We start from the raw sequence: 19,114 nt of genomic DNA, 5'->3' as shown, positions 1-19,114 counted from the left end.
TATATTATGACGAATTTTTAAACTTTTACTTGTACAACATAGTGGGCATGTGTCATTATATTTGTAAGGGCTTTCAAAACATAGAATTTTAAGTAATAGGTGTTGTAATAAGAGATAGAAAAATTGCAATTTTAATAAAATTAGAAAATTTAGAAATATATTAATGTAATTTGTTTGAGAGCCACTAGAAATCAGTTATGATATTGGTAACTAGCTTTAGTATTTATTAAACAAAGGGGAGATATTATGACTAAGTCAGAACAAATTATTGAATTAACAAATCACTATGGAGCACATAACTATGTACCGCTTCCAATTGTCATTGCAGAAGCAAAAGGTGTATGGGTGACTGATCCGGAAGGTAATAAATACATGGATATGTTATCTGCATATTCAGCAGTAAACCAAGGCCATAGACATCCTAAAATTATTCAAGCACTTAAAGAACAAGCAGAAAAAGTAACTTTAGTATCACGTGCTTTCCATAGCGATAATTTAGGTGAATGGTACAAGAAGATTTGTGAATTATCTGGAAAAGATAAAGCATTACCAATGAATACTGGTGCAGAAGCTGTTGAAACAGCATTAAAAGCAGCACGTCGTTGGGCTTATGATGTGAAAGGTATCGAACCGAATAAAGCAGAAATCATTGCTTTCAATGGTAACTTCCATGGTCGTACAATGGCGCCAGTGTCATTATCATCTGAAGCCGAATATCAAAGAGGATACGGTCCATTATTAGATGGTTTCCGTAAAATTGATTTTGGTGATGTAGAAAAATTAAAAGCAGCCATTACTGATAATACTGCAGCTATCTTAGTGGAACCCATTCAAGGTGAGGCTGGTATTAATGTGCCACCAGAAGGTTATTTGAAAGCAATTAGAGAATTATGTGATGAACATAATATTTTATTTATAGCTGATGAAATACAAGCAGGGTTAGGCCGTTCAGGTAAGTTATTCGCGACTGATTGGGATAATGTTAAACCAGATGTATACATTTTAGGTAAAGCACTTGGCGGTGGCGTACTGCCAATTTCAGTTGTCTTAGCTGATAAAGAAGTTTTAGATGTATTTACACCGGGTTCACATGGTTCTACATTTGGCGGTAATCCATTAGCTTGTGCAGTATCATTAGCTGCTCTAGATGTTATTGTAGATGAAGACTTACCTGGTCGTTCATTAGAATTAGGTGAATACTTCAAATCTGAATTACAAAAAATTGAACATCCTTCTATTAAAGAAGTACGTGGTCGTGGCTTATTCATCGGAATTGAATTGACTGAAAATGCAAGACCATACTGTGAATCATTAAAAGAATTAGGTTTATTATGTAAAGAAACACATGATACAGTAATTCGATTCGCACCACCACTAGTCATTACTAAAGAAGAATTAGACCTTGCAATTGAAAAAATTAAACAAGTATTTAAATAAGTTCAAAAAGTTGTAACAATCATTTTGCAACCCCTTTAAAAAGGATAAAGTTGTGTTACAATAATAAATGAAAGCGAAATCATTAGTTAAAAAGAGGCGAAAAGGATCATGACTGAGAATAATAATTTAGTGACTTCTACTCAAGGAATTATTAAAGAAGCTTTGCATAAATTGGGCTTTGATGATGGTATGTACGACCTAATCAAAGAACCACTAAGATTTTTACAAGTACGTATTCCAGTGCGTATGGATGATGGTACAGTTCAAACATTCACTGGCTATCGTGCACAGCATAATGATGCAGTAGGTCCAACAAAAGGGGGCGTGCGTTTCCACCCAGATGTTGACGAAGAAGAAGTTAAAGCATTATCAATGTGGATGACATTAAAATGCGGCATTGTCAATTTACCATACGGTGGTGGTAAAGGTGGTATCGTTTGTGACCCTCGTCAAATGAGTATCCATGAAGTAGAACGTTTATCTCGTGGATATGTTAGAGCGATTTCACAATTCGTAGGACCTAACAAAGATATTCCAGCACCAGACGTATTTACTAACTCACAAATCATGGCTTGGATGATGGATGAATACAGTGCATTAGATAAATTCAATTCTCCAGGATTTATCACTGGTAAACCAATTGTACTTGGTGGATCACAAGGACGTGACCGTTCAACTGCACTAGGTGTTGTTATTGCAATTGAACAAGCAGCTAAACGTAAAGGCATGGATCTTAAAGATGCTAAAGTTGTTATCCAAGGATTTGGTAACGCAGGTAGTTTCTTAGCTAAATTCTTATATGATTTAGGTGCTAAAGTAGTTGGTATTTCAGATGCTTACGGTGCTTTACATGACCCTAATGGTTTAGATATTGACTATTTATTAGATAGAAGAGATAGCTTTGGTACTGTAACAAACTTATTCGAAGAGACAATCTCAAATAAAGAATTATTTGAATTAGACTGTGATATCTTAGTTCCAGCGGCGATTTCAAACCAAATTACTGAAGAAAATGCTAATGATATCAAAGCAAGTATTGTGGTAGAAGCTGCAAACGGACCAACTACACCAGAAGCAACACGTATTTTAACTGAACGTGGCATCTTATTAGTACCCGATGTTTTAGCTAGTGCAGGAGGCGTAACAGTATCATACTTCGAATGGGTTCAAAACAATCAAGGTTATTACTGGACTGAAGAAGAAGTTAATGAAAAACTACGCGAAAAATTAATTACTGCTTTTGATACTATTTATGAATTATCACAAAACAGAAAAATCGATATGCGTTTAGCAGCATATATTGTTGGTATTAAACGTACAGCAGAAGCAGCTAGATATCGTGGATGGGCATAATAACCTTTATAAATATTGGTTAAACCCATTTATATATATAAGAAAAACATTCACTCAATAATTATTGAGTGAATGTTTTTTGTCGTTTAATTTAAATCATTTTTTACTTGCTTTACGACTTTTAATATAGTTTCACTATCTTCAATATTTGGATAGTGAATCATTTGCTTGGCATTGGGATAAGGAGAAATCACTTTACAATCTTTCAATATTTCTGATGAGGAAGGTGTAGATTTAATCAATAGACGATTGTCGTATAAGCCACCAACCACAGTTTTATCAAAGTAAATGATATATTCTCCCATCATTTTACGAGTCGTAATATGGTCATCGTCAATGTATTTCATAAAACGATTGAGTGTATCTTCGGATGTTGCCATTTTTTTCACAATCCTTAAATTAAATATAAATCTATCGTTAGTATACACAATGATTTATAATTATTGCTATTTTTGGTTTAAATTTTTGTACTTATCTGCGTAGTTAGTGAATACACCATCAACACCATAGTTATTTAAACGTTGCATATCTGCTTCTTCATTAACAGTAAATGGATGTATAAGGAATCCTAAATCTTTTAAATGCTTAGTATTTTTTTCATTTAAATCTGTATATTCAGGACCTACACCAACTGCATAAGACTTAATACGTTTTAAGTCTGATTCACTTTGGAATGGCAACTCGCCTTTATCTAATAAACGGATTAAAGGAATATTAGGATTTAATTGTTTCATTTTTTGTAAACTAGGTTCAGAAAAGGATTGAACAATGACATGACCATTTTTGAGTGATTGATTTGTCAACATACCGTGTTTGTTTAAACTTTGAATTAATTGATTTTCCATACCTGGATAAACATCAGGAGATTTTGTTTCGATATAATAATTAGCATTTTTACCGTAACGACTTAAGATCTCATCCAAAGTAGGGACCTTTGCATTGTTATATTCAGATTGAGCTAGGTCTGGATGTTGCTTATTAAACCAACTACCGGCATCGAGTTTCTTTAATTCTGCTAAGGTATAATCTTCTACTCGTCCATGACCATTAGTAGTACGATTAACGGTTTCATCGTGCATAGCAACGAGGTGACCATCTTTCGTTCTTTGTAAATCAATTTCTATGTATGATGCACCTAATTCATTATGACTTTTATCATAGGCATTAAATGTATGTTCAGGCGCATAACCACTCGCTCCTCTATGAGCAATAGTCGTGTGAGCTTCACCAGTTAAATTTTTCTGCCATTGTGAATGACTTTGATTAGTATGATTAGGTGTTTGAGCTTGAGTTTGATTTTGAGATGAATCTGAAGTTTGAGTAGATTGACCATCTCCGCTTGCAAGTGCTGGTGTACTGACACTTAGCATAGATAAAGTGATTGTTGCAACTCCGACAGATACCCATTTATTTAATTTCAAAGTAATAACATCCTTTCAATTTGAGTGTTACTACTATCATGGCAATATTTTTAAATATGAGAAATAGAATTTACTGAATAATTAAATAACTCTCAAAGACTTAATATTCAATTCAAAATATATTAATAATTAACAAACTTTTTACATAGTTGAAGTTTTAAAAATATTAATAGTTTTGCTATGAAGTTTGAAATTAGCTTAATGCGATATATGTTTATATTTATCTGCATAGTTGGTGAAGACTCCGTCAATACCATAACGATTTAATCGTTTCATGTCGGAGATTTTATTAACAGTGAAAGGATGTATAATAAAACCTAAATCTTTTAAATAAACAGTGTTAGATTCATTTAGATCAGTATATTCTGGACTAATACATGTTGCGTAACTTCGGATATATTTTAAATCTTTATCTGTCAATTGTTCTAATTGGTGTTTTTTTAATAATCTAACTAATGGAATATGCTTATTTTGGTGATGCACTTTTAACAGACTATCTTCAGAAAAGGATTGAATCATAATATGACCATTGTTTAATGAGCTCTTATTTAATAAACCGTGCTTTTGAAGTGTTTGTAAAAGTTGTTCCTCCATTCCTGGGTAAACATTAGGTGATTTCGTTTCGATATAATAATTAGCTTGTTTACCATATCTTGATAGAATTTCATCTAAGGTTGGTACTTTGGCATTTTGATACTCTGGTTTAGCCATTTTAGGATGTAATTGATTAAACCGTGCACCGGCGTTAAGACCTTTAATTTGTGCAAGTGTTAAATCTTTGACTTTGCCATGTCCGTTAGTTGTTCGGTCAACAGAATCATCATGCATCGCTATGAGTTGACCATCTTTCGTTCTTTGCAGATCAATTTCAATGTATGAGGCGCCTATATCATAATGACTTTTATCATAGGCATTAAATGTATGTTCAGGCGCATAACCACTCGCGCCTCTATGCGCAATTGTTACAAATTTCTCATGTGTGGGATTGGTATGCCAATTTGAATGTTGACTAGTTTTGTTATTGAACTGTTCGGATTTAACACGGCTGTTTTGGAAGTGAGTATAAATAAACAGACTAATGAAAGACATAAATATCAAAAATAATGATAATAAAGTAATTTTAGGATGTTTAAACATAGATTGCCCTTTCTAATAATTTTTGAATACTTGATTATTATACTATAAGTTGATAGGCAATATAATTATAATTTAAAACAGTTGTCTTGATGTTTATGTTGGAAGATGTGAGGATTGGAGACTAAAACAAGGAGAGACAGTTTGTCTCTCCTTGTAAAATATATTATGAATTCATTAATTGTTGTGCAACTGATAGTTGGTGTTTAACTGCATCTTGACCTGTTGAACCATAACTCTTACGACGTTTTAAACAATTTTCAGGTTTTAAAAAGTCATAAATATCAGCTTCGATACTTTCATGATGTGATTGATAATCTTCTAAAGGTACATCGAGTAAATAAACACCCTTATTAATACAATCTAAGACGATTTTTCCAACAATTTCATGTGCTGTTCTAAATGGAACGTTCTTACTTACTAGATAATCCGCTAATTCAGTAGCATTTGAAAAATCTTTAGTAACTGTTTCATTTAAACGATTGGTATTTACCGTCATAGTATCTAGCATACCTTCAAATATTTTTAATGAACCTTTAATGGTATGAATCGCATCAAATAAGCCTTCTTTATCTTCTTGCATATCCTTATTATAAGCTAATGGCAACCCTTTGAGTGTTACTAACATACTCATTAAATGTCCTGTGGTACGTCCAACTTTACCTCTAATCAATTCAGCCATATCTGGATTTTTCTTTTGAGGCATGATGGAAGAGCCTGTAGAAAAGGCATCAGATAAAGTAATGAATTTAGCTTCATCTGTAGACCAAAAGATAATTTCTTCAGAAAATCTTGATAAATGAACCATAGTTAATGAGATATTATGCAAAGTTTCAACAATATAGTCACGGTCACTTACTGCGTCCAAACTATTTTCATAAACTGCACTAAAATTGAGTGATTTTTGTGTTTCATGACGATCAATAGGATGTGTTGTCCCACTTAATGCTGCTGCACCAAGAGGGGAGATATCGATTCTTTTCATACTATCTTGGAAACGTGATTTATCACGTTCTAACATCCAAAAGTAAGTCATAATGTGATGTGCAAATGAAATAGGTTGTGCACGTTGCAAGTGTGTATAACCAGGCATAATCGTATCGACATGTTGGTTAGCAATTGACAGTATTGTTTGTTGTAATGATTTAATTAATTCAATAATGCCATTTACTTCTTCTTTAGTATATAAATGCATATCTGTAGCTACTTGGTCATTTCTACTTCTTCCTGTGTGAAGTTTACCTCCAGCTTCGCCAACACGTTGAATCAGTTCATGTTCAATATTTAAATGAATATCTTCTAATGACGCTTTGAATGCTATTTTATTTTGATGTACGTCTTTTTGAATTGCTTTTAGCCCTTCGATAATTGTATGGGCTTCATCTTGACTGATAATATTTTGATTAGCGAGCATTGTAGCATGTGCTATACTGCCTTGTACATCTTGATCGATTAGATTTTGGTCGAAATCAATTGAAGCATTAAATTCATCAACCCATTCTTCTGGTTGTGCTTCAAATCTGCCTCCCCAAGCTTTATTACTCATTACTATAGCCTCCATGTAACATAGCATTGACTTGTGTTGGTAAACCATAAATATCGATAAATCCTACTGCAGCTTCTTGATTAAAGGCATCTTCTTTAGTGTAAGTCGCAAGTTTTTCATCATATAGTGTATATGGTGATTTTCTTCCATTTACAATCGCATTGCCTTTGAATAATTTAACTCTCACGTCACCTTCAACATATTGTTGTGTACTGTCAATAAATTGTTTAAGACTATCAGTCAATGGAGAGAACCATAGACCATTGTACACTTGTTCAGAAAATTGCTTTTCAATGACTGGTTTGAAGTGTGCCACGTCTTTAGTTAGGGTAATTGTTTCTAATGCTTTATGTGCTTTTAAGATAACTTCCGCACCTGGTGTTTCATAGATTTCTCTTGATTTAATACCTACTAATCTGTTTTCAACATGGTCAATTCTACCAATACCATGTTTACCAGCTAATTGATTTAAATAAAGGATTAAGTCATCTAAATTATAATCTTTACCATCGACTTGAACAGGTACACCATTTTTAAATGAAAGGATAATTTCATCAGCTTCATCAGGTGTATCTTCTAGTGCATTAGTTAAATCGAAGGCATCTTCAGGGGGAGCAGCATATGGATCTTCTAAAATACCGCATTCGTTAGCTCTACCCCATAAATTTTGATCGATGGAATAAGGTGAATCATAGTTAATAGAAACTGGAATATTATGTTTGATAGCATAATCAATTTCTTCTTCACGACTCCATGCCCATTCTCTTACTGGTGCAAATGCTTTTAAGTTAGGATTAAGTGCTTTAATAGCAACTTCGAAACGTACTTGGTCATTACCTTTACCTGTACATCCGTGAGCAATACCTACTGAATTTGTTTTTTCAGCAATTTCAACTAACTTTTTAGAGATTAGGGGACGAGATAATGCAGATACTAATGGATATGCATTTTCATACATTAAATTCCCTTTAATAGCATAGCTAACATAATCATCACTAAATTCTTTTGTTGCATCAATGATGTGACATTCTACAGCACCCATTTTTAATGCTTTGTCATGAACAAGGTCTAAATCTTTACCTTCTCCTACATCTAAGCAACAAGCGACTACGTCGTATCCTTTGTCAATTAACCATTGTACTGCAACGCTTGTATCTAATCCTCCGGAATAGGCTAAAACGATTTTCTCTTTCATATTTACACCTCAAATTATTTTCAGAATTTTAATATAAATTCATCATAGCAAATTCTTGATGAAAAATAAACCATAAAACTACATAAATATACATTTTAGGTAAAACTTTTTAGAATAGAAATACATGTAATAGTTGGTATGCAGGCATTTTAATTAATTAATAATTTTTAGAAAATTGTATAAAGAAGGAAGGTTGTTTAAATGATTTAAGAAGATGACACTGAAAATTCACTTTTTGAATATAAAATAGAGACTTGTGAATTGAATAGCATATACAAACTTAGTAGAATTAAAGTAGTAAAACATAGGAGGCTTTTTAGATGACTCATATTCAATTAGATTATGGTAAGACTTTAGAATTTTTTGGAGAACATGAATTAGAACAACAAAAAGATATCGTGAAGACATTACACAAAACGATACATGAAGGAACTGGTGCAGGAAATGATTTCTTGGGTTGGGTAGACCTTCCAGTTGATTATGATAAAGAAGAGTTTTCAAGAATTGTAGAAGCTTCTAAACGTATTAAAGCAAATTCTGACGTGTTAGTTGTTATTGGTATTGGTGGCTCATACCTTGGTGCACGTGCTGCTATTGAAATGCTAACATCTTCATTTAGAACAAATAATGACTATCCTGAAATTGTTTTTGTAGGTAATCATTTATCATCAAGCTATACAAAAGAATTAGTAGATTATTTAGCTGACAAAGATTTCTCTGTAAACGTCATTTCTAAATCTGGTACAACTACAGAACCAGCAGTTGCATTCCGTTTGTTCAAACAATTAGTTGAGAATAAATATGGCAAAGAAGAAGCTAAAAAACGTATCTTTGCTACAACAGATAAACAAAAAGGTGCATTAAAACAATTAGCTACAAATGAAGGTTATGAAACATTTGTAGTCCCTGATGATGTAGGTGGCCGTTATTCAGTGTTAACTGCTGTAGGTTTATTACCAATCGCAGCTGCAGGTATTAATATTGAAGCGATGATGATTGGTGCAGCAAAAGCACGTAAAGAATTATCTTCTGACAAATTAGAAGAAAATATTGCTTATCAATATGCAACAATCCGTAACCTTCTATATAGCAAAGGTTATACAACTGAAATGCTTATCAACTATGAACCGTCAATGCAATATTTCAATGAATGGTGGAAACAATTATTTGGTGAATCAGAAGGTAAAGACTTTAAAGGTATTTATCCTTCAAGTGCTAACTACACTACTGATTTACATTCATTAGGACAATACGTTCAAGAAGGTCGTCGTTTCTTATTTGAAACAGTTGTTAAAGTGAATCATCCAAAACATGATCTTACTATTGAAGAAGATAGTGACGATTTAGATGGATTAAATTATCTTGCTGGTAAAACAATTGATGAAGTTAATACAAAAGCGTTTGAAGGTACATTATTAGCACATACTGATGGTGGCGTACCTAATATCGTTGTTAACATTCCACAATTAGATGAAGAAACATTTGGCTATGTCGTGTACTTCTTCGAACTTGCATGTGCTATGAGTGGTTATCAATTAGGTGTAAATCCATTCAATCAACCTGGTGTAGAAGCGTATAAACAAAATATGTTTGCTTTACTTGGTAAACCAGGATTTGAAGATATGAAAAAAGATCTTGAAGCAAGATTATAAGTCATCAATTACAAAGAAAAATAATCATTTTAAATGATTTAAATATAATTGAAATAATACCGATGGAACATAATGTGTTTCATCGGTATTTATATTGATATAGAGAATCATCTACGCCTAAAGATGTATTTATTGAATTTAAAAAGATAGTTGTTTCAAAAAGCTATAATTACAACTATAATAAATATAGTAATGTTTACCGAAGAAAGGATTTGGGATTTTGTCGTTTGAACAGTTAGAAGAATGGTTTGATTTATTTCGGCAATTTGGATATATTCCAGGCTTTGTGCTCATTTATTTTCGTGCAATTATTCCAATATTACCGCTAACGTTATATGTCATATTAATTATGCATACATATGGTTCTATAGTAGGTATTATCATATGTTGGCTAGGTATCGTTTCCGGTACTTTTACTATGTTTTTAATTTTTAAACGATTAGTCAACACAAAAAAGATGAAGCAATTTAAAACTAAACGATCTGTACAACGATTAATTAGTTTTATTGATAGACAAGGTTTAATACCATTATTTATATTATTATGCTTTCCATTTACACCAAATACATTGATTAATGTAGTGGCAAGCCTTTCACATATTAAAACAAAGTATTATTTTATTGTATTAACTTTATCTAAATTGATTTCTATCACTGTATTAGGGATAATGGGACGAGAAGTAACGACTATTTTCACTAATCCGATAAGAGCAATTGTGACTATACTTTTTTTCATCATACTTTGGTTTATTAGTAAAAGGGTAGAAAAGCATTTTATGGGCTCTACTAAGGAGTGAAAAAGTGAAAACTGTTATTAAATATTTGATTTCCTTAATATTTGCGATTATTATTGTACTGTTCATTCAAACATTCGTTATTAGAGGAGCCATCGTTTCCGAAGACAATATGTCACCTACAATAATTAAAGGTGATAGATTAATTGTTAATAAAATTAAAGTTACATTTAATTTATTAGATACTGGTGATATTATCATGTATAAAAATGATGGGCATACTCATTTTGGTAGGATTATAGGTAAACCAGGTCAATCTATTGAAATAAGGAATAATAAAATTTATCGTGACGATAGAGAAATTAAAGATAAATTTGCGGAAAATAGACAATTAAACAACTTTTCATTAAGAGATATGAAATATTCTGATGGCGATATCATTTCACCTAAACATTATTTTGTGTTAAATGATAATGATCATAATCAATCAGACTCAAGACGCTATGGTTTAATTGATAAACAGAATATTATTGGAGATATAAGTATTAAATATTATCCGTTTGAAGCATTTACGACAGATTTTAAATGAATATAAGAGGTGTCTAATTTGAAAAAAGAAATTATGGAGTGGGTTATTGCCATAGCGGTGGCTTTAGCATTAGTATTTTTAATAGGAAAATTTGTTGGTCAACCGTATACAATTAAAGGTGATTCAATGGATCCAACATTAAAAGATGGTGAACGCGTAGTTGTTAATATTATGGGCTATAAAATAGGTGATGTGAAAAAAGGTAACGTCATCGTTTTCCATGCTAACAAGAAAGATGATTACGTAAAACGTGTGATTGGTGTACCTGGTGATAAAGTACAATATAAAAAAGACCAATTATACATTAACGGTAAGAAACAAGATGAACCTTATTTAAATTATAATGAGAAACGTAAGCAAATTGAATATATTACTGGTACTTTCCAAGTGAAAGACTTAGCTAATGCAAATCCTAAATCTAACGTGATACCTAAAGGTAAGTACTTAGTATTAGGTGACAATCGTGAAGTAAGTAAAGACAGTCGTTCATTCGGCTTAATCGATAAGGATCAAATTGTTGGTAAAGTATCATTTAGATTCTGGCCATTAAATGAATTTAAATTTAACTTTAATCCAGATAATACTAAAAATTAATACGATTTAAAGTGGTAGATGTTGTAATGATGTCTACCGCTTTTTTCATTTTACGCTACTTTGCCAGGGGAGTGGGGCCCCAAACATAGAGAATTTCAAAAAGAAATTCTACAAGCAATGCAAGTTGGGGTTACGACGAAATCTCAATATTAATTTAAATTAAAGGTTCACCCTAGCTAAAGCTAGTGCGCAAGAAACACTAACATTTTATAAAAATGTAGTGTTTCTATGTGTTAAAATGTTGTCAAAGGAGTGAGGGTTATAATGGAATTAAATGCATATATTGGGAGAGCTGGTACTGGTAAATCCACAGCAATGGTTGATGAAATTAAAGATAAAATGAAACGTGACCCACTTGGGGATCCAATTATTTTAATCGCTCCAACACAAAGTACATTTCAATTTGAACAAGCATTTGTTAATGACAATTCACTGAATGGTAGTTTAAGAACAGAAGTACTTCATTTTGAAAGATTAAGTCATAGAGTATTCCAAGAAGTTGGGGGCTTCAAGGAACAACGTTTATCTAAGGCTGCGACAGAAATGATGATTTATCATCTAGTACAACAATTTCAAGATGATATGAAATTATATCGTTCGCAAGCTAAATATTTTGGATTTAGTGAAAAGTTAGCAGAACAAATTCAAGATTTTAAAAAGTATTCTGTTTTGCCAGAGCAAATTGATGAATTTTTAAATACGCATCATGTTCAAACGAGAACAAAGCATAAATTAGAAGATATATCTTTAATATATAAGCAATTTGAATCGAGAATGCATGGACAATTTATTACAGTAGAGGATTCATTGCGTCAATTTATTACACAAATGGATCAATCTGAGTGGTTGAAACGATCAGAAATATACATAGATGGCTTCCACAACTTTTCAACTTTAGAATATGAAATGATACAAGCATTAGTAAAGAATGCTAAAAAAGTAACGGTATTACTCACTACTGACGGGAATAAAGATGCTTTTAGTTTATTTAGAAAGCCCTCAGAAGTACTCACGCATCTCGAAGATATAGCACAAGACTTGCATATCCAATTAAATAAAAACTTCTTTACAGATATTTATCGATTTGAAAATAATGACTTAAAATCATTAGAGTCACAATTCGATGCATTACAAATCATACCTCAAAAATCAGAAGGATTTATAGATATTTTTGAATCATCAAGTATGAGAGAAGAAATAAATGAAATAGCACGTCAAATACTTAAAGACACACGTGATAATCAATTACGTTTTCAAGATATTGCAATCCTTTATAGAGATGCATCTTATGCGGATTTATTTGAATCAATTTTACCGTTATATCAAATTCCATTTAACATCGATACAAAGCGTTCAATGACACATCATCCTATTATGGAAATGATTCGTTCATTAATCGAAGTCATCCAATCTAATTGGCATATCAATGCCATGATGCGTTTATTGAAAACCAATGTACTCACAGATCAATTTAAAAATAGTACCCATCTTATAGATTTATTGGAAAACTTTGCGATAGAACGCGGAATATATGGAAAAAGATGGTTAGATGATGAGTTATTTAACATAGAAAACTTTAGAAAAATGGGGCGCAAAGAACATCAACTGACTCAAGAAGAAAGAGACACATTTGAACAAGTAGTCAAATTAAAAACAGATGTCATCGATAAAATTTTACATTTTGAACAAGCCATGAATGAAGGAAAAACAGTACGAGATTTTGCGACGGCATTTTATGAGAGTATGGAATATTTTGAATTACCGAATCATTTGATGACTGAGAGAGATATGCTAGATAATGATGGTTATCATGAACAAGCTGAAGAAATTGATCAAATTTGGAACGGATTAATACAGATTTTAGATGACTTGGTGACAGTCTTTGAAAATGAAAATATGTCATTATCTCGTTTCTTAGAAGTGTTTGATATAGGATTAGAACAATTAGAATTTGTTATGATTCCACAAACACTAGATCAAGTAAGTATTGGTACCATGGATTTAGCAAAAGTAGATAATAAAAAGCATATCTATCTTGTAGGTATGAATGATGGTTCAATGCCACAACCCATTTCTTCTTCTAGTTTAATTAGTGACGATGAAAAGAAAATATTTGAAGAAAATGCTCAAATCGAATTAAGTCCTACGGCAGATATTTTACAAATGGATGAAGCATTTGTATGTTATATCGCTATGACTAGAGCAACTTCTAAAGTGACATTTTCATATAGTTTAATGGGGGCATCAGGTGATGAAAAAGAAATGAGTCCATTTCTCGCTCAAATTAAAGATATTTATCAAGACTTGGATGCAGTTAATATCCATCAGATGCATCAAGCGTACCCAATGTCTTTAATTGAAAATGTGCATCAAACTAAAATTAATTTGTTTGAAGCGCTGAGAGCGTGGTTAGACGAAGAAATTGTAGCAGAGACATGGATAGATGCGTACCAAGTTATGCGAGATGACGAGCGTTTAAATAAAGACCTAGATTATTTAATGACTTCATTAACTTACGATAATGAAACTACACAACTTAATGAAACACTGGCGCAAGATTTATATGGTAAAACCATCAATGCAAGTGTATCGAGATTTGAAGGGTATCAACAGTGTCCATTTAAACACTACGCTTCACATGGCTTACGATTAAATGAACGCACAAAATATGAACTACAGAATTTTGATTTAGGTGATATCTTCCATTCTGTATTGAAATACATTTCGGATCGTATCAATGGCGATTTTAAACATTTAGATCAAAAGAAAATCAAGGCATTAACTACTGAAGCATTAGAAACTATTCTACCTAAAGTACAATTTAATTTACTAAATTCGTCTGCTTATTATCGATATTTATCACGAAGAATAGGTGCCATTGTAGAGACGACACTTAATGCACTAAAATATCAAGGCGATTATACAAAATTCAAACCACAACAATTTGAAACAGGTTTCCGTAAAAAGCCTAAATCTGATGATGAGTTAATTGCACAATCATTAACAACTAAACAAGGTGTACCCATTAATATCAGAGGTCAAATTGATCGTATTGATACGTATACTAAAGATAATCAAAGCTATGTTAATATTATCGATTATAAATCGTCAGAAAGCAGTGCCACACTTGATTTAACCAAAGTGTATTATGGCTTACAAATGCAGATGATGACGTATATGGACATTGTGCTACAAAATCAAGATAGATTAGGATTAACAGATATAGTTAAGCCAGGAGGATTACTATATTTCCATGTTCATGAGCCAAGATTAAAATTGAAAAACTGGTCGGAAATTGATCAAGAGAAAATAGAAAAAGATTATATTAAATCATTTAAAATGAGTGGATTAGTTAATAGTGACGAAGATGTTTTAGATGCATTAGATATCCGTTTAGAACCTAAATTCAAATCTGATATTGTGCCAGTAGGGTTAACGGCTAAAGGTGCTATTAGTAAATCTGGTAGTCAAGTTGCTGATGAAAAAACAATTTATAAATTTATAGAACATAATAAAAATAACTTTATTGATACAGCAACACATATTATGGATGGTCACACAGAAGTATCACCACTTAAATATAAACAAACATTGCCGTGCCAATTTTGTAGTTATCAATCAGTATGTCATGTGGATGGTATGATTGATAGTAAACGATATCGCACAGTTGATGAATCGATTAATCCAATAGAAGCAATACAACAAATGGAAGAAAATGGAGGTGAAAATGAATGATACCTACAAAACCTAAAGATGTTATTTGGACAGATGCACAATGGCGTAGTATTTATGCGAAAGGTCAAGATACTTTAGTAGCGGCTGCTGCAGGATCCGGGAAAACGGCTGTCCTTGTAGAAAGAATTATTCAACGAATTTTAAGGGATGAAATTGATGTTGACCGCTTATTAGTTGTAACATTTACGAATTTAAGTGCTAGAGAGATGAAACATCGTGTGAATCAACGTATACAACAGGCTTCCATAGAAGATCCAAATAACGAACATTTAAAAAATCAACGTATCAAAATACATCAAGCACAGATATCCACTTTGCATAGTTTTTGTTTAAAATTAATTCAACAACATTATGATGTATTGGATATCGATCCGAATTTTAGAACGAGTAGTGAAGCGGAGAATATTCTACTTTTAGAACAAACGATTGATGAAGTATTAGAACAACATTATGATAAGTTAAATCCTGATTTTATTGATTTAACAGAGCAATTATCAAATGATCGTAGTGATACACAATTTAGAAATATGATTAAACACTTATATTTCTTTAGTATTGCTAACCCTGATCCATTCGAATGGTTAAATCAACTATCTGCACCATACCACGATGAAACACAACAAGATGATTTATTAAAATTATTAAACGATTTAGCAATGATCTTTATTAATGCTGGTTATGAATCGCTTGAAAAAAGTTATGAATTATTTTCAATGATGGAAGGTGTTGAGAAACAATTAGAAGTTATTGAAAAAGAACGTCGATTTATGCGTGATTTATATAATAATGATCAACTACAGGTGGATGTACTTGTTAATCACCAATTTGTAAGTCGATTTCCTAGTATTAGCGCTAAAATTAAAGAAGAAAATGCGATGATGCTCGACGCTTTAGAAGACGCGAAAGCCTCATATGATAAATATAAAGACATGATTAATAAAGTGAAAAATGATTATTTTTCAAGAACTCCAGAAGAATTAAAACGTGATATGCAATTACTTGCGCCACGTGTGAACTATCTTTCAGAAATTGTGAAAGATGTTATCCATGATTTTAGTAAGCATAAGAGAAGTCGAAATGTATTAGATTTTGCTGATTACGAACATTTTGCACTTCAAATTTTAACCAATGAAGATGGCACACCGTCTGCCATTGCTGAAATGTATCGTCAACATTTTTCTGAAATATTAGTAGATGAGTACCAAGACACAAACCGAGTACAAGAGAAAATTTTATCTTGTATTAAAACGGGTGATGAATCGAATGGTAATTTATTTATGGTTGGTGATGTAAAACAATCCATTTATAAATTTAGACAAGCAGATCCTAGCTTATTTATTGAAAAATATAATCGATTTAATGTTGATGGATATGAGGCAGGAATGCGTATTGATTTATCACAGAATTTCCGTTCTCGTAAAGAAGTGTTATCTACTACTAATTATTTATTTAAGCATATGATGGATGAAGCGGTAGGAGAAATCACTTATGATGACGCAGCTCAATTATATTATGGTGCACCTTTTGATGAAGTTAATCATAATGTAGAATTACGTACATTAGTTGAAGCTAGCTCGGAAAATAGTAAATTAACGGGTACTGAGCAAGAAGCTAATTATATCGTTGAACAAGTAAAAGATATTTTAGAACATCGAAAAGTCTATGATATGAAAACAAATACGTATCGACCAGCAACGTATAAAGATATCGTTATTCTAGAACGAAGTTATGGCCAAGCACGTAATTTACAGCAAGCATTTAAAGATAATGATATCCCATTCCATGTCAATAGTAGGGAAGGATATTTTGAACAAACAGAAGTACGTTTAATATTATCGTTTCTTCGTACAGTTGATAATCCATTACAAGATATTTATTTAGTCGGGTTAATGCGTTCAGTGATTTATCAATTTACAGAAGATGAATTAGCTAATATTCGCGTATTTAGTCCGAATGATGATTATTTTTATCAATCGATTCAACAATATATAAAAAATGATATGGCTAATAAAAAATTAGTAACTAAGTTAAAACGATTTTTAGCTGATATTCAACATTATCAAGACTATAGTCAGCGCTATCCTGTTTATCAATTAATTGATAAATTCTATAATGACCATTATGTGATTCAATATTTTAGTGGTCTTATCGGTGGTAGAGGTCGTCGAGCAAATCTTTATGGTTTATTTAATAAAGCGATTGAATTTGAGAATTCAAGTTTCCGAGGTTTATATCAATTCATTAGATTTATTGACGAGTTGATTGATAGAGGTAAGGATTTCGGTGAAGAAAATATTGTTGGTCCAAATGATAATGTGGTTAGAATGATGACCATTCATAGTAGTAAGGGCTTGGAATTTCCATTTGTCATTTATTCAGGACTATCTAAAAGATTTAATAAAAATGATCTGAGTAGACAAGTTGTATTGAATCAAAAATATGGTTTAGGTATGGATTATTTCGATGTTAATGAAGATATCGCGTATCCTTCATTATCTTCAGTGGCTTATAAGGCAATTAATGAGAAGGAAATGATCTCTGAGGAAATGCGTTTAATTTATGTTGCATTAACTCGTGCCAAAGAGCAATTGATTCTGATAGGTAGGGTGAAAGATGAAAAAGAATTAGGTAAATTAGAAAGATTGCCAATTTCGGGAAACCATCTTGCAGTTAACGAACGTTTAACTGCACCAACGCCATTTACTATGATTTATAGTATTTTAGCTAAATATCAATCTTCAAGTATTACAAATGATCAAAAATTTGAATCAAACATAGAACAATTAGATAGCAATGTTAAACCAAGAGTGAATCTATATGTAGACAACTTCGAAGATATATCAACAGAGACTCTAGTATCAGAAAGTGAACTAAGAACTGTAGAAGATATTGAAAATGATCAAAGCGGTAATGATGACATCAAAGCTAAAATTAAGGAAAAACTAATATTTGAATATCCATACCAAAAGGATATTGAAAAACCATCTAAACAATCTGTATCTGAATTGAAGCGTCAATTGGAAACAGAGGAAAGTGGTACAAATTATGATCGAGTGCGTCAATACCGTATTGGTGTGTCAACATACGAAAGACCAAAGTTTTTAAGTCAACAAGGTAAACGTAAGGCTAATGAAGTGGGGACATTAATGCACACAGTAATGCAGCATTTGCCGTTTAAAATGAGTAGATTGACTGAAACAGAGTTAGATGAATATATCGATCGTCTAATAGAAACTAATATTATTGAATCTGACGCTAAAGAGGATATTAGATTTAAAGAAATTATGTCATTCATTCAGAGTGATTTATACATGAATATTGCCAATGCAGATCAAGTTTACCGAGAGTTACCATTTGTAGTGAATCAATCGAAAGTTGATCAGATAGAGTTGGAAGATGAGGGTGTATCGATTATTCAAGGTATGATTGACTTGATTTACGTGAGTGAAGGTCAATATTACTTTGTAGACTATAAGACAGATGCATTCAATCGACGAAAAGGGCTAACAGATGAGGAAATCGGACAGCAATTGAAAGATAAATATCAAATTCAGATGAAATATTATCGCAATACATTAGAAACGATTCTTCAAACAAAAGTTAAAGGTTATCTATACTTCTTTAAGTTTGGCATGTTAGAAATAGATGATCATGAATGATTTCTAGCCATCCTAATAAAGTATGATAACCAATCTGTAGAAACTTTCTTAATTTTCTTACTTATA

The 19,114-nt window shown here is 32.0% G+C and carries 13 protein-coding genes; 8 read left to right on the top strand and 5 right to left on the bottom strand.

Annotation, left to right across the window (positions count from 1 at the left end):
• Window positions 1-246 precede the first annotated feature (246 nt).
• Window positions 247-1,437, top strand: a complete 1,191-nt coding sequence (locus P7F85_RS09280) for an ornithine--oxo-acid transaminase (protein ID WP_015365230.1) — start codon at window positions 247-249, stop codon at window positions 1,435-1,437.
• Between the two features lie 108 nt (window positions 1,438-1,545).
• Complete coding sequence (locus tag P7F85_RS09275; protein WP_002450804.1) at window positions 1,546-2,790, top strand: Glu/Leu/Phe/Val family dehydrogenase; 1,245 nt, start codon at window positions 1,546-1,548, stop codon at window positions 2,788-2,790.
• Window positions 2,791-2,876: 86 nt separating this feature from the next.
• On the opposite strand, the gene P7F85_RS09270 is transcribed toward P7F85_RS09275, so the two are convergent.
• From P7F85_RS09270 to P7F85_RS09250, 5 genes are all read right to left on the bottom strand, one after another.
• On the bottom strand, window positions 2,877-3,170 hold the full coding sequence (locus P7F85_RS09270) for a TfoX/Sxy family protein (protein WP_002467131.1): 294 nt from the start codon (window positions 3,168-3,170) through the stop codon (window positions 2,877-2,879).
• Window positions 3,171-3,236: 66 nt separating this feature from the next.
• On the bottom strand, window positions 3,237-4,160 hold the full coding sequence (locus tag P7F85_RS09265; protein ID WP_171001919.1) for a glycerophosphodiester phosphodiesterase: 924 nt from the start codon (window positions 4,158-4,160) through the stop codon (window positions 3,237-3,239).
• A gap of 249 nt (window positions 4,161-4,409) precedes the next feature.
• Window positions 4,410-5,348 carry a glycerophosphodiester phosphodiesterase gene (locus P7F85_RS09260; protein WP_019235844.1) on the bottom strand — a complete coding sequence of 313 codons (939 nt, stop codon included), beginning with the start codon at window positions 5,346-5,348 and terminating at the stop codon, window positions 4,410-4,412.
• Between the two features lie 163 nt (window positions 5,349-5,511).
• Window positions 5,512-6,891 (bottom strand): argininosuccinate lyase, encoded by a 1,380-nt coding sequence (gene argH / locus P7F85_RS09255; protein ID WP_031463928.1) that lies wholly within the window; start codon window positions 6,889-6,891, stop codon window positions 5,512-5,514.
• Entirely contained in the window at window positions 6,884-8,086 is a 1,203-nt protein-coding gene (locus P7F85_RS09250; RefSeq protein WP_002465521.1) for an argininosuccinate synthase, read from the bottom strand. The genes argH and P7F85_RS09250 overlap by 8 nt, the downstream gene beginning before the upstream one ends.
• A 320-nt stretch (window positions 8,087-8,406) precedes the next feature.
• On the opposite strand from P7F85_RS09250, the gene P7F85_RS09245 reads away from it, so the two are divergent.
• The 6 genes from P7F85_RS09245 (at window position 8,407) to addA (ending at window position 19,048) form a co-directional block, all read left to right on the top strand.
• Complete coding sequence (locus tag P7F85_RS09245) at window positions 8,407-9,738, top strand: glucose-6-phosphate isomerase (RefSeq protein ID WP_002450798.1); 1,332 nt, start codon at window positions 8,407-8,409, stop codon at window positions 9,736-9,738.
• Window positions 9,739-9,958: 220 nt separating this feature from the next.
• A complete protein-coding gene (locus P7F85_RS09240; protein WP_031463929.1) occupies window positions 9,959-10,534 on the top strand; it encodes a TVP38/TMEM64 family protein in 576 nt (191 codons plus the stop codon).
• 4 nt (window positions 10,535-10,538) lie between these two features.
• Window positions 10,539-11,060 (top strand): signal peptidase I, encoded by a 522-nt coding sequence (gene lepB, locus P7F85_RS09235; RefSeq protein WP_046464301.1) that lies wholly within the window; start codon window positions 10,539-10,541, stop codon window positions 11,058-11,060.
• 18 nt (window positions 11,061-11,078) lie between these two features.
• Window positions 11,079-11,654 carry a signal peptidase I gene (gene lepB, locus P7F85_RS09230; RefSeq protein ID WP_002465522.1) on the top strand — a complete coding sequence of 192 codons (576 nt, stop codon included), beginning with the start codon at window positions 11,079-11,081 and terminating at the stop codon, window positions 11,652-11,654.
• 264 nt (window positions 11,655-11,918) lie between these two features.
• On the top strand, window positions 11,919-15,389 hold the full coding sequence (gene addB / locus P7F85_RS09225; RefSeq protein ID WP_019235846.1) for a helicase-exonuclease AddAB subunit AddB: 3,471 nt from the start codon (window positions 11,919-11,921) through the stop codon (window positions 15,387-15,389).
• Window positions 15,386-19,048 (top strand): helicase-exonuclease AddAB subunit AddA, encoded by a 3,663-nt coding sequence (gene addA / locus P7F85_RS09220; protein ID WP_046464304.1) that lies wholly within the window; start codon window positions 15,386-15,388, stop codon window positions 19,046-19,048. The genes addB and addA overlap by 4 nt, the downstream gene beginning before the upstream one ends.
• Window positions 19,049-19,114 lie beyond the last annotated feature (66 nt).

This window comes from Staphylococcus sp. aM (genome assembly GCF_052975125.1).
This window is presented reverse-complemented; position numbering and strand designations above follow the sequence as displayed.